Consider the following 13,757-nt stretch of genomic DNA (forward strand, 5'->3'; position numbering starts at 1 on the left):
TACTGAAAACACCGGGCAAATGATGGCTTGCCGGGCTATTTTACGAGATTGTCCCGGTACTCCTGCGGCGTTAAACCCGTCGCCTTCTTGAAGAAGCGGGTAAAGGAATGGGCGGCATCGTATCCGACTAGAGGCGCCACGTCCCTTACCTTCAAATCCCCTTCCCTAAGCAGCTCCTTGGCTCTTCGTATTCGGCACTTTTCGATGTATTCGGAGATGTTGATTCCCCGTTCTTGCTTGAACAAACGCGAGAGATAGGACGGATTGAAATAATAACGTTCGGCAAGATGCACGAGGGTTATGTCTTGATCCAGATGCTCCTCGATATATTGGCACACCCGATCAATGACATGCGCCGTTTTGCCTCGTTCATCCATTCGCTTGAAATCGAAGATGTCTTCGGCCGTTCGCCTCAAATACCGAAAAGCTTCTTTCATGGAATCATGACCTTCCAAGTCCAACAGCTTTCCCCATTCCATTCCACGTTCTCCTGTCGGACCCTGAAGCCCTAGCCGGGTCAGCTTCGCATACAGCAGAAGAGCAATAGAATAATAGGCTTGGGCAGCGTGCTGATGAAGGTCGTCTCCGTTCAGCACGATTGCCGACAACCGCTCCAATTCATTCATGAATTCGTTCTCCCTTCCGGCCTCTAAATGCGATTCCAGGATAGCCGCCCTGTGACTCGTCTCCACTCCTTCCTTGCAGTGCGGCGATTTGGCGGAGTCGACTTGATCCTTCAGAATCATCGGAATCCCGTCCCCCAGCTTTAACTGCTGCAGCCTTCGCAGCCGTTCATATTGAGGTGTCACATCCTCCCACCGGCAAGGGAAACCGCTTATGGTGAACGATACGACAAGCCCCAAAGAATCCAGGCAGGCCTCCTGGATAAGTTCGAGCGTCCCTTCCAAATAAAGAACAAGACGATCACCGGATGGGTTCTCGGACCGCGGCTGAAGCATCCATAATAAATCCCCGTGTCTGTCCACGACGCCGATGCTGCGAACATGCTCCTCCATAAAAGAATCCCATATCAACCTTACCGATCGATGGTCATTTTTCTTTTCCGCATAGGCTTTGCCCGCTGAATAAGCAACGCGCCCAAGTGCCAGCAGTACAGGGAGTTTCGGATCCAGCCCGATGTTCAAGGTTCGGAAATCGTCATTCATCGCATCGTTATCCGCTCCAAGCACGCTGCTGTCCGCTACGAATTGCCGGAAGTATTCCCCCTGCTCCATCCATTCCAGCGCTTCAATCCGCATGCGGGAATGCTCCAACCATTCATTGATGCGGTTGCCGCTCTCGATTTCATGGATAACTTCCTTCACGACCTCCATGACCTTATCGAAGCCTTCCGTCTTCAGCAAATAGCGAACATTTGGCATCTGAATCGCTTGATAGGCGTAATCAAAATCACTGTAACCGGTCAGAAAGACAATTCTGCACCTTGGCCAAAGAGCCCGGATGCTCCCCGTCATTTCCAATCCGCTCATGCCGGGCATACGTATGTCCGTCAGAACGATGTCTATTCTCGTGCGCGACATCCAATTCAGCGCTTCCTTGCCGGAATATGCCCGGCAAACATCAAGCTTATCGGGCATCCATTGATGAAATACTTCGTACAAACTGTTCGTAATAATCTCTTCATCATCGACGACCAGCAGTCTATACATGTCCATTCCCCTCCGTCAGCCTGATTCGAATCTGGACCCGCAGTCCATTCAACGGACTTCTTGACAGAACTAACCCGCTGCTTTCCCCATAGGTCAGGACAATTCGCCGATGAATGTTGATAAGGCCCGTCACTTCAGGGGATTCAGCGGATTCCGACGTCTGTTCAAGCCGCTTGTTGAGCGTTTCGATTTCGTTATTCGTCAGCCCGTTTCCATTTTCTTCAATCACGATGGAAGCTTCGTCTTCATCCAAATGAAACGTCACACGCAGCAAGCCTTCATCCTGCATTTTTTCGAGGCTGTGCTCATAAGCGTTTTCAATAATAGGCTGGATGATCAGTCGCGGCACCTTGATCGTCTCCATTTCCTTCGGCAGATCGCCGAATTGAACGCGGATTCGCCTTGAAAATCTGAGCTTTTGAATCTCTGTATAAATCCGGGAATGCCTCGTTTCTTCCAGCAATGGAACATTGTCTGCGCCATTGCGGGTAATGAACCTGAAATATTCTCCCAGCATGTTCGTGAACAACTCGATTTGCGTGACATCCCCCGTTTTGGCCAGGGAGCTCAAGATGAAGAAACTGTTATATAAAAAGTGGGGATTAATCTGGGATTGGAGCTGTTTCAGCTCCGCCCTTTGCATCATGAGCTTATGCCTGAAATCCTGATCAATCAAATGCTGAAGTTTGATGAGCATCTGATTGAATCGATCGTACAAATATCCGAACTCATCCTTTTGTCCGTGTCGAATTCGAAAATTAAACAAGCCATCTTCCATTTTTCTGAAGCTTTGGACAAGCAGGAGCAGCGGTTTATGAACCAGCCTGTATGTCGATACGGCATAGATGGCGATGGCTAAGAGCGTCGTTCCTGCAAACAGCCAGGCCCAGACATAGAATTTACTTAGCGGCCGCTTCACCGCCCCGGTGGGCAAGTAGGAAAACACGGATAAGTTCAATTTGTCGGAATACGCCTTATCGATCAGGTACCTGCCTGTGCCGATACTTAGAATCTGACGATTCGTATTTTGGATGGTCTGCATGGCCCCTCTCATTAAACGATCCGCCTCCTCGTGGCTGGCTAGAGCAAATCCGGACGGCTCGGAGACGATAAAAGCCCCGCTTTCCGGATATACGCTGATTTGCGTCAGGGATTCCTTTAGTTTGCTCGAATCCAGCTCGATCTGGACGATCAGGAGTGACTCTTCTCCTTTTCTAGCTCCGTATTTGGCCGCCACAAGCTGGAGAGTATCGTCGATCTGCAAGAGTCTCGGATTGCCGCGGTCCTTTCCCGCATAGACGTGGTTATAACGTTCCGAGTCGAATGCATTCATCCCGGTCATGGCCGAAATCGTTTTATCCATGCCGCGGATATGAACGAATACGTCTTTTATATAGACGCTGCTGTTTTTGATGGATACCAGCCGCGGCAGCAAGTAATGGAGGCTTTCTTTTCTTTCGACCGTGCTCATCATCTCCCATGTCAGCGCCATTTTGTTCAGTTCCCCATCCTGCAAAATGTCGTATTGCTGAATTTCCAACCATTCGATTTCCCGGTTCAACCCGTCCAGGTAAGCCGACAGTTGCGCTTGCGAATTTTTGGATATTTCTTGGCTAGCGTATCGATAACTCCAGTTATACAGATAAATACCGAGAATGATGAGCGGAAGAATGACGAAGAGATAGGTAGCTATCAACCGGATAAAGATGGTATTACGAATGGAATTCACGGGTAACTTAAGCAATTCAACTCCTCCGATGCGTGTGAATATGCGTGATGATTAACCGCCTGCCGGCCTTTGAAGCCAATCGCGCTTGTGCGGCTCATGTTTTTACGGACGGCTTTTCTTGTCCTTTTGCCATTGATTCACCTCGGCCGTAATATCCGCACCGCCAAGCCGATTCCATTCCTCGACAAACCGGTCGAATTGTTCTATGGGTTCGCCAAGTATGATATTAACGAAGTAATCATGCTGAAGATTGTCCAGCAAGGTTTGTCTTTCGATCATGGTTTCGGTCGGTGCGCCGGCAAAAGCATCGAACAACAATTGATTGTTTTTTTCGTAATGGTCCAGGATACTCATCGCACCGGAAGCCCCATAGATCTTTTCCCATCCCCAGCCGGATTCGCTGTCCTCTTCCCTATTTAAATACCGATCGATCCGGTCCTGTATAAATCCGGGCTCCCCTTGTAACTGTGACGTCGTATCCTCACGACGCGCTTCGACGATTTGCCGGTATGCCTTGAGGTTTTTATCAGCCGGGAAAGGAGTCACTGGAGACAATCCCCACACGGGCATAACATTGTTGTAGTAAGTCTCGTACTCGGCCGTTTTGCCCCAATTTTTTTCAAGATGCAGATTGAACATTTTAAGAATCGCCTCGGGGTAAGCGAAGTCCTTCCTTACGGCGTAAAAATAACTTGTGGTGAATTTAAGGGGAACCTTCGCCGCCTTCCCGGAGTCGGTAACGATGGGGTAAGCTTGCCATTCGGCATCCGGATCGCCGTTTCGGCTGGATTGAAGCAAGAACGATCCCCATTGCTCACCGTAAGCCATGCCGATCTTCCCATCGGCAACGAGCTGTTTTGCTTTGCTGCCGTTTTTAAAAATGAATTCACTGTCGATTTCATGGTTACGATACATCTCTTGAAGCGTTTTGAGCGCCTGTTTTACTTCGGGCTGAACGCCTCCGTATACGAGTTTGCCGCTCTCGTCTTCAAGCCATATGTTCGGGTAAGCTCCATATCCGGCCATGAATCCGGTTAAGCCCATGACGGGGTCCCACAAATACTGGGTAGCCGCGATTCCAAAAGTGTCCTGTTGACCATTCCCGTCGGGATCCCGTTCTGTAAACGCTTTCGAAACTTCCAAGACGTCATCGATCGTTTTCGGAGGCTGTAATCCCAGTCGATCCAGCCAATCCGTTCGAAGCCACAAGAACATCGCCTTTTCGACAGAGGAATCGGTCTCCGGTATGCCCATCAGCTTGCCGTCGATCATGCCGGATTCCAGGGTGCCGCTTCCTTCTTGGCGATGAACTTGTTGTGTCAACGGTGAAGCATATTCCTTGTAAACCTTCGTCAGATCCTGAATCAGACCGGCATGGCTAAGTTGCCTCAGCTGTTGGGCATTCACCTTAACGATATCGGCGATGTCTCCTGAAGCCAGCATAATATCCAGCTTCTTGTGGTACTGTTCGCTTCTCACAGCCCATTTGTATTTGATTTGAATGCCCAGAACTTGTTCGTACAACCGGATCCAACGGTTGTCCTCCAGCGTTTCATCGGGCAATGCCTTCAGCATATCTTCCAAACCATCGTCGATTTCTCTTACAAACTCAACCTCGATCGGCGGATAAAATTCGCTTAATGACTTATCGCTGTATACGCCCTCCCCCTGTGTTTCCGGCTCCCGATGATGGACGATACCGCTGCTTTGGTGACAAGACGCCATTGTTGAACCTAACAGTAAAGTACTTAACACGACCTTGGACAAGTTCTTTACGATGATCCGCAACAGATAACACCCTTTCTATCGATTAATTGTATTATTATACTTTATCCACCAAGGCCCACAATAGCCATTTTTTTACTTCCCATCCCGTCATTTACTTGTTGGACGCCGCATGCGCGCAAAAAACCGCCATCCCCCAGACACGGGGCGGCGGTCATCATCATGAAATGTCAACCTACGATGCCGGTACGCTCGATGCTCTCTACGAAATAACGTTGCACGAACAAATAGATGATAATTAAAGGGAGGATGGCCAGTAAAATCCCCGTATCCTGCACCATGCTCAAATAAAAGGGATCCGCCTTCGACGGATCTCCGCCGAGCATAATGGACAGGTTGTACGGCAGCGACGAGAGCTGCGTGGACATGACCTTGCTTGATGTCAGGTAAGTCGTCGTGTAGAAGCTGTCGTTCCACTGCCAGACAAAGGAGAACAACGCCGTGGTCAGGATGGCAGGGATTGCGTTTGGCATCATGATGCGGGTAAACGTAGTTCCTATGCCGGCGCCGTCAATATAGGCCGCTTCCTCTACTTCCTTCGGAATCCCGCGGAAAAATTGTCGGAAGATAAAGATATACAAACCGGCTTTGAGCGAATTGGCCGTCAGCGAAGTCAGGATGAACGGCCAATAGCTGTTCAACAAATTGACGGACTTGCCGGTGATCAGCGGTATCAGGCCCAACAGCGTAAACTCTTTCAGGTTTAAATAAATGGGAATAAGGATCGTCGTGGGCGGTACCAGGATCGTAAGGATGACGCAAGCAAACAAAAGCCCGCTTCCCTTGAACTTCAGCCGCGCAAAACCGTAACCGGCCAGAGCACAGGAGGCTGCGGTCAGAAGAGTCGTCATGGCCGATAGCACGAAGGTGTTAAACAGCGTTGGCCAATAATCCATAATTCGGATAGCGTCCAGGAAATTACTCATCGTGAAATTTTCCGGAATCCAGACGACGACCGGTGAGTAGAGATCCCTCTTGTCTTTGAACGCCGTTGAAATCTTTTGCAGAATCGGATACAGAATGACGAAGGACAGTCCAAAAATCAAGGTGAACCGGATCAAGGACCAAAAGCCTCTTTTCCAATTCTCAAGCGACAACCATCGGGAAACCGACATTGCTTTCACCTTCTTCTATTCATGATAAAAGACCTTGCTGGACACAAAGTACGTACTTATCAACAGGATGAGGGAGATGGCGGCGAAATAAATCCAAGCCATGGCGGAACTCAGGCCGAAATCGAATTGAACGAAGCCCGTCGTTCGGATCAAGTCCGTCAGTTCATTTCGCGAGAACGAGTCGATAATCGTATAAATCATATTGACCAGGATCATCGGGCTAACCATCGGAAACGTGATTTTCCAGAAGGCCTCATACCCCGTGGCTCCCTCCATCTTGGACGCTTCATACAATTGCGGCGATATCGTCTGTATGGCGGCCAGGAAGATGAGGATCTGCACTCCGGATTGACTCACGATTTCATAGATCCGATCCACAGCTCCGGTCAAATAGTTTACGATCGTCTCGCTCACGCCGGCTTGAAGCATCAGCCGTTCAAGTTCAAAACTTCCCAATGCGTTGATCAGCCCGCTGGAACCGGCATTTTGCGCATTGACAGCCTGAACGAGGCTGCCGCTTTCCAGGGTCAGAATCACCCCGGAAGCAAGGATAACAGGCAGGAAGAAGATCGCTCTGGCAAAGGAACGGCCTAGAAATTTTTGGTTCAGGACGACAGCCAGAAACAAGCTGAAAATAACGATGAGGGGTACGTTCACCACCATATCGACAATCGCCTCGGTCAGCAATCGGTTAAAACTGGTGTTGACCGTAAATGCCGCTACGTAATTCGTTAACCCCTTGAGCGAAATGCTGATTCCTTGGGAATTCGCGGTTACCTCGCTGAAACTGTAGATCAGGGAAGACAGCAAGGGAATCAGGAAAAAAAAGATAAAGCCGACCAGCCAAGGCGTCACATAGGCGATGCCCCATAAAGCCTTCTGTTTCCCATAGTTTCTTGGCTTCGCCCCAAATCGCCGCGTTAAGGATTTCATGACGCTTCACCACCCGTATAATAGCTTTCGGCTTCAATCGTAACGTCGTCCACCGTCACCGGGACGCGATTGTAATTGACGATAACGTAAGCGCCGCTTTCGTAAACCGTCTTGAACACGCGGTCGCTCAATTCCTCATGTCCGATGATGCGCTCGTGGCGAACCTTTTGCAGGAAGGCGTTCACTTCCCCGTAAATATCGACGGCTTGATCCATCCAGAACTCGTAATTCGCGGAGAACAGATCGTCATACTCCGTACCCTTCACTTTGTGATTGGGTTCATAGATCCATGCGAAGTACACCCCCGAACCGTACTCCAAGCACCGCAAAATATATCGGTTTGCGTCGGTGTAAGAGGTCAGGTTGTACGGCGCTCCGGTATAGTCGATACTCCCGCGCACGACCATTTGAAAGAACGGAATTTCCGCGTCTTCGATCTTAAAGCCGCTGCTTGACATAGGCGCATGGGTGATATCGCTTAAGAAAGGCAGCGCATAAGCGTTTCCACCGTCAGCCATGACCTGGAGGTCGGCACCGGAAATCTGGTTCAGCGCATCGAGAGACAACTGCTCGGACGCTGTACGGTCAATTTGGCGATTTTTGCGAAAATCGCTGTCCAATTCGGCGGCCAAATCGGAGAGCGAAACGCCGAGCGCATCATATTTCCCGAAGTCCTTCAGAAAAGCTGCCGTGTAGTCGCCTATAAGCCGCGGGGATACGACATAGGACGGTGACCCGCTACGATCCCTCCGATTTAACGCGGGGTTCAAAGGATAAATCTCGGCGGGAACGCCTCGCAGCGTTCTGGCCGCCTCCTTCGCTTCGTTGAACCCCGAACCGGACAACGCGGTGAGGATGGCGACATCCGGATATAGCGATATCCCGTTCTTGTTAGTATAGGATACGAGCTGCCGAAGCCCCTTCTCTCCCCCGATCTTAGCGTCCACCGAAATACCGGCCGGAACTTCGTGATCCAGCCCCTTGTTGAACCAGCCGCTATATTTCAATTTGATGTCGTGAACGCCTCGTTCCTTTAATTCCGTTAAGATACGCTCCGCCTGTTCAAACGTGGTCAGCGGTTCCAGCGCTTGATACGGAATTCCCGCAAAGTGCTTTTTCTTACTGATGCCGCCGACAAGCTGGAGATAAAAAGGTGTATTCTCCCCCTTCCTCTCGGCGATTTCGGGGAGGCCGCCATGTCGCTCCAAATAACTCCTGTAGTAGGCGGCGAGTCCTGGATAGGAAGCCGACTGCTTGCCCACGAACGCATATCGGACCGAAAAATCGCTTTGCATCGGCTCTTCCTGAAATTTTGGAATCGAGCGCTGCTGGCCGTTCGCATCCAAGCTTAAGTCGCCTTTGTTGATCACCGTGAACGTCGGATAGACGTAGTTATAGCTGTTCAGTCTACCGCTGACGTCGGCCTGGATCGTCGCGACCGGGGCGCCTTCTTCGATGATGCCGAGAAATGCCCCGCCTTCACGGATAATGCCGAACACCGGCAGCCTGACTTCCTCGCCGCTTTCCGCCGATTCGATCCGGCTCAGGGCCCGATCTGTCCCGTAAACCGGCTGCTGGTAGGGTGGATATCCGGTCTTGCCGTTATTAAAATGAATCAGCGCCCCCGATCCGTCCGGAACGAGAATCGAGCCCTTTTCTTCCGGTCCTCCGGCACCGAAGAAGCTCAGGAACGATATCGTGTTCACCGGATATTCAGCGGGAAAATCGATGCTGGAAGCCGGAATCTTGGCGAGCAGGCTGTCGCCGTCCAGCGTATATTCCATCGAAGCATGAAACACGCGCGGTTCCGGTTTGGTTTGATCCAGATGGTTTTCCTTGATATCGACCAGCAAATCTTCCTCGGTATATCCGGCAGCTTCAAAGGCTTTAAGCGCCCGTTCAAGCTGAAGGCCTTTGAGCGTACCGTCAGACCGGACATACACCCCCTGTTCGACATCTTCGGTGTACGCGATTTTTAGCGTTCGCTGGCCGGCGCTGTCCAGCTTGGTTAACAGGTTCTGTTCAAAGCGGGACTTGCTGATCTTCTGGGGCAGATCGTCGATCGTTTTCTTGTCCGAGCCGAACCGGTAGTTTACGCGAACGCCATTTGCGATTTCCTCCATGCCAATTTGCTTGTAGTTTACGCTATCGGCGTGCGAATTGACGGAATTTATCTGTCCGAAACTGTTATAAAAATCAAGCTTCAACTGAGAGGACAACAAGCTCTTGTTCACGCCTGTAGCCAGCGGATCCGACTCACGGCCCGGGGGGTTGCTGTGCCAAACTTCCCCGCTCGCCTTATGCACGACGGCGATCGCCCCCGTCTGATCGTCCGCCAGCAACTGAAGCAGATCGTTCTCGGCGATGCCTTTCATTCCTTTGACGCTCGGATTAACGAAAGATGACTTCAGGGCTGCTCCCGGACTAAAGGTTTCGGTGAGCCTGTTGCCTTCGCCGCCTGTCGCCTCTTCGGGTCCTTTAACCGTACAGCCGGCCATCATCAGCGCTGTCAGTACACTGGCAGCAAGCAGCACGGTTCTAGCGAAATTGCCCATCTTTCCTCCTCCTTAATTTCTCATGACCAATTCTTGATAGATGACGGAGATAAAGGCCACAATCTGTTGGACCAGGCTGAAAAACAGCAAACTGATAAAAGCCATGAATCCCATGGCGACCAGGGTCAGCATCATAATTCCGATCGTTTTGGACGGGGAAAACTGATGCACGGTCATATTGCCGACAAACAGCAGATAAACGAACCAGAGAACCGCAACGGAGTTGGAAAAATAATAGAAGGCGGTCTCTTGCAGCGAAACGAGATTGCTGAGCCATATCCATGGAAATTGAATGATCACGAGCGGAAGGAGCGCGAAGCAGGTCGAGGTAAAAATTTCGACGAACTTGCCTTCTCCGTCCATTAAGGTCGTAAGCGACCAATTGGCCACGCACCAGAACAACACCGGCACGATCACATATGCAATTTCCATAAGGCTGTTCATAGTCTCGGGATTGTACACATGGACTAGAAAACCGCTGTACTGGCTCCCCAAAATATTGGTAACGGCCACCAGAAACAATACGCAAAACGAAATGATTAACGTGAATTTCTGGTTGCGATCGTATTTCAGGTCCCAGTAGCCCTCAAAGGGATGAACCATGAGATTTAGGGGGAATCGAATCCAGTCCCTGCTCATGCGGAAGCCCCCTTTCTTCGTCCTTTCACTTTCCGAAGCCTTGTCGCGGCAAATATACCGATTCCGACCAAGAACAGCATCGTCATGATCACCGGAAAATGTTCCCGCATGACTTCCTTGCGGTATAGCAGGAATGCCTTGGAATAGTTCTTCTGATCCAAACTGCGATTAAAATGCTTCATGGCGTCCTTATAATCGCCTTGACGAAGCAAGGCTTTTCCGATCCCCGCATAGGCGAATTCCAGATTGGCATTCATGGCGATCGTTCGATTAAACAACTTAAAAGCGGTTTCTTCCTCGCCGCGATAATAGCTTTTGACCGCTTCATTCAGCGTCCGTCCGTACTCGGTCGTTCGAAAGACGGTAATTTCGCCAAGCGCTTTATCCAGCACAAGAAAATCCTCGCCGATTCGATCGAGGGCGGCCGGTGTATGAAACTGACCCAATTGGTTCCCCAGCCCGCCGAATACGTACATCAGATGACCGTCCCCGTTGTAAGTGAACACCCGCCCTCGCTTGCTATCGAGAACGGAATAAATCTCGCTGTCGGTAACATCGATGTCGGTCAACTTGGAAGGACCTTCGCTGCTGATGTAAAGAATGTCGCCCTGCGGATCGGAATACCCTGTTCTTCTTAAAATATCGCTGCCCCGGGCGTTAAGCTTCTTAATGTTATCCCCCCACTGGTCCCCATTAGTGGCATAAATGAATCCTTCCGGGTCGATATCCAGATTCGTAAACTCCGTGGGCGTAAACACGACCATCTGGCTGCGCTGGGCCTTGGTCGAGATCTGCTTCCAGAAATACTCAACCGGGTCGATGTGAACACGATTTGCGCCGATGAAGGAAGTGAAATGGCCGTCGGCGTTAAATTCCATGAATCCGTCAAACACGCCGCCAGCCATAACATAGATCCGCTTGGCTTGATCCATCACAACGCGCACAGGTTCAAATTTAAACGAATCCTTCAGCAATTCGGAGTCCGGAGAATCGATAATCTTAACCAATCGGAAATCGGAATCCAAATGTACCACCCTCTGATGGCCCGTATCCGCTACGAGCACATCTCCGTCATCGCTGACGAATATCCCTTGCGGATTAAGGAAACCGTCCGGCTGGCCTTCCCTCGTGAAGGATTCCACCGTGGATACCAGCTTGAATTCGTCGTCCAGCACAACAATCCGGTTGTTGCCGGAATCCAGCACATAAACGTAGTTAGCGCCGGTAACGTGCATATCGCTCGGTTCTTTGAACGGCTTCGTCCCCAAATCCGGGCCGGTTAACAACTCTGTCGCCGCATAAGCGGCCGGCGCTGCCACGGCATCGCCCCAATAGGAATAATTGTAGGAGTCCGTGGCGCCCTCGGCGCTGACGTTTCCCGTTCCTGCGACAAACCCCAATAAGCAGCAGAACAGGATCAGGAGAGGCGTTTTCAGTTGGCGCAAGCTGTTTGTCAATCGGGTCAGACCTCCTTTCTAGTCCTTCATCCCTGAAGTGGCCATCGTCTGCATGACGCTGCTCTGGGAGATGATAAAGAGCGTGATGGGAACGATCATCAAGAGCAAAGCAACGGCCGCGCCGACGCCGGCTCTTGCGATTCCTCCTTGCGTGATCTGTCCCAGCGCAAAATGCAAAGTCTTCAGATGCTCGCTGTATATAAAATTGCCGCCATCGCTGCCCCAAAGCGCCGGAAATTGCAAAATCATCAGCGTCAGCCAGGCAGGCTTCACGTTCGGCATCACGACGGACCAGTAGATCCGATACTCGCTGGCCCCGTCGATTTTGGCCGCTTCGAGCAGCGCGTCGGGAATTTGCTCCATAAACTGCTTCATCAGGAACAGCCCGAGGGGAAAAGCCAAGGAAGGCACGATGATGGAAGCATGCGTATTGATCCAACCCAGCCAAGACATGACCATATAGTTGGGGATCGCCGTTACATGGGGCGAAAACATCAAGGCGAGGACCACGATGGAGAACAGCGCTTTCGAGCCGGGAAACCGATATTTGGCCAGCGGATAGGCCGCTGCGGACGCGAGCAGGATATGTCCGGCCGTGCCAATGATAGTGATCCATAACGTGTTTGCGAAATAACGCGATAAAGGTACCCAGGAATTCCCCATTAACACCAGCAAATCCAGAAAATTATCCATCGTCGGATTGTTTACGAAAAACCGCGGAGGGAAAATGAACAATTCGTCCAGCGGTTTGAAGGCGTTGTTCACTGCATAGATCAAAGGCAGCGCCATGAAAGCTCCGAACAAGGCGAGCAGCGCAAACAGCAAAATGCTGACGGTCAAAGAGCGGTTCAGCGTTCTCGGGATCCGCAGCGTTCGGATGATTTTCGCAGTCAACGTCACTCACCTATCTTTCTCAACATTTTTTGCGTCAACTTGTTGGTCCCTACCATCAGCATGAACAGGAACGTCGCAATAGCCGAGGCGTAGCCGAGTTCAAAGCGGATCGTGCCGAAGTCCATCAGATGGGTAACGATCGTATGCGCCGCATAGTTCACGCTCGGAAACCCGGCGAGCGCGATGGAGATATCCGCAACCGCAAAGGCGGTTGTGATCTGCATGACGGCCCCGAACATCAGCTGCGGCCTCATGGACGGCAGTGTAATATACCAAAGCTCCTGCCAACGATTTTTGATGCCGTCCATCGCTCCGGCTTCGATCAGCGACTTGTCGATCGTTTGCAAACCGGCGATAAACGCCAGGAAGCTGGTGCCCAGGCTGAGCCAAAGCTGTACGATCATGACGATCCATAAGATGTAGCCTTCATTCAGCAGCCATTGAATCGGTTCCAAGATAAAGCCGGCTTTCATAAGAAACCCGTTTAAATACCCGTAGCTGTCACCGGAAAAGATGATCAGCCAAATGAAATAAACGTTTCCCGATATGGAAGGCGCATAAAAGACCAACGTCATGAACGCCCGCACTTTGGGCGACAGTTCATTGATGATCCATGCGAATACAAAGCAGGCGATATAACTGACGGGACCGGTAATGACCGCAAACATCAGGGTGTTTTTCAAGGCGATCATAAAGATATCGTCATTCAGAAACAGTCGAGAATAGTTTTGCCAGCCGACGAACCTCGGAAATTCCAGCATATTAAAGTAAAAGAAACTTAGGGCAAAGGAAAAGACCACCGGAATGACCGTAAACAGAAAGAAAATAATCATATACGGACTCATCAGCAAATAGTAGTGCTTGCTCCGTTTCAACTCATTCATGAAGGAGACAAAGCGGCTGTTCTTCTGCACACTCGCTTTGGAGTTCTTTACGGTTTGAATTCCCGGTTCTCCTTGCATCGCCTACCGCACCTCCCC

Annotated in this window: 10 protein-coding genes; all 10 read right to left on the reverse strand. The window is 50.7% G+C overall.

Annotation, left to right across the window (positions count from 1 at the left end; all coding sequences use genetic code 11):
- Positions 1-35: 35 nt before the first annotated feature.
- The gene (locus tag FRY98_RS02535; protein WP_148450177.1) at positions 36-1,670 is read right to left on the reverse strand and encodes a helix-turn-helix domain-containing protein; all 1,635 of its coding nucleotides are present in this window, start codon (positions 1,668-1,670) and stop codon (positions 36-38) included.
- Positions 1,663-3,414, reverse strand: a complete 1,752-nt coding sequence (locus tag FRY98_RS02540; protein WP_148450178.1) for a sensor histidine kinase — start codon at positions 3,412-3,414, stop codon at positions 1,663-1,665. Before FRY98_RS02540 ends, FRY98_RS02535 begins: the two co-directional genes overlap by 8 nt.
- Positions 3,415-3,501: 87 nt before the next feature.
- Positions 3,502-5,187 (reverse strand): extracellular solute-binding protein, encoded by a 1,686-nt coding sequence (locus FRY98_RS02545; RefSeq protein ID WP_148450179.1) that lies wholly within the window; start codon positions 5,185-5,187, stop codon positions 3,502-3,504.
- A 167-nt stretch (positions 5,188-5,354) separates the two neighbouring features.
- Entirely contained in the window at positions 5,355-6,299 is a 945-nt protein-coding gene (locus FRY98_RS02550) for a carbohydrate ABC transporter permease (RefSeq protein WP_148450180.1), read from the reverse strand.
- A gap of 15 nt (positions 6,300-6,314) precedes the next feature.
- Positions 6,315-7,232: a carbohydrate ABC transporter permease gene (locus FRY98_RS02555; RefSeq protein WP_148450181.1), complete on the reverse strand. Its 918-nt coding sequence runs from the start codon at positions 7,230-7,232 to the stop codon at positions 6,315-6,317.
- Positions 7,229-9,787 (reverse strand): DUF5696 domain-containing protein, encoded by a 2,559-nt coding sequence (locus tag FRY98_RS02560; protein WP_148450182.1) that lies wholly within the window; start codon positions 9,785-9,787, stop codon positions 7,229-7,231. The genes FRY98_RS02555 and FRY98_RS02560 overlap by 4 nt, the downstream gene beginning before the upstream one ends.
- Positions 9,788-9,799: 12 nt before the next feature.
- Positions 9,800-10,426 (reverse strand): Yip1 family protein, encoded by a 627-nt coding sequence (locus tag FRY98_RS02565; RefSeq protein ID WP_148450183.1) that lies wholly within the window; start codon positions 10,424-10,426, stop codon positions 9,800-9,802.
- Entirely contained in the window at positions 10,423-11,883 is a 1,461-nt protein-coding gene (locus FRY98_RS02570) for a hypothetical protein (protein ID WP_148450184.1), read from the reverse strand. Before FRY98_RS02570 ends, FRY98_RS02565 begins: the two co-directional genes overlap by 4 nt.
- Positions 11,884-11,901: 18 nt before the next feature.
- Positions 11,902-12,777, reverse strand: coding sequence for a carbohydrate ABC transporter permease (locus FRY98_RS02575; RefSeq protein ID WP_148450185.1), 876 nt, complete (start codon positions 12,775-12,777; stop codon positions 11,902-11,904).
- A 2-nt stretch (positions 12,778-12,779) separates the two neighbouring features.
- The gene (locus FRY98_RS02580; RefSeq protein WP_148450186.1) at positions 12,780-13,739 is read right to left on the reverse strand and encodes a carbohydrate ABC transporter permease; all 960 of its coding nucleotides are present in this window, start codon (positions 13,737-13,739) and stop codon (positions 12,780-12,782) included.
- Positions 13,740-13,757: the final 18 nt, after the last annotated feature.

The organism is Paenibacillus faecis, from assembly GCF_008084145.1.
GTDB lineage: Bacteria > Bacillota > Bacilli > Paenibacillales > Paenibacillaceae > Fontibacillus > Fontibacillus faecis.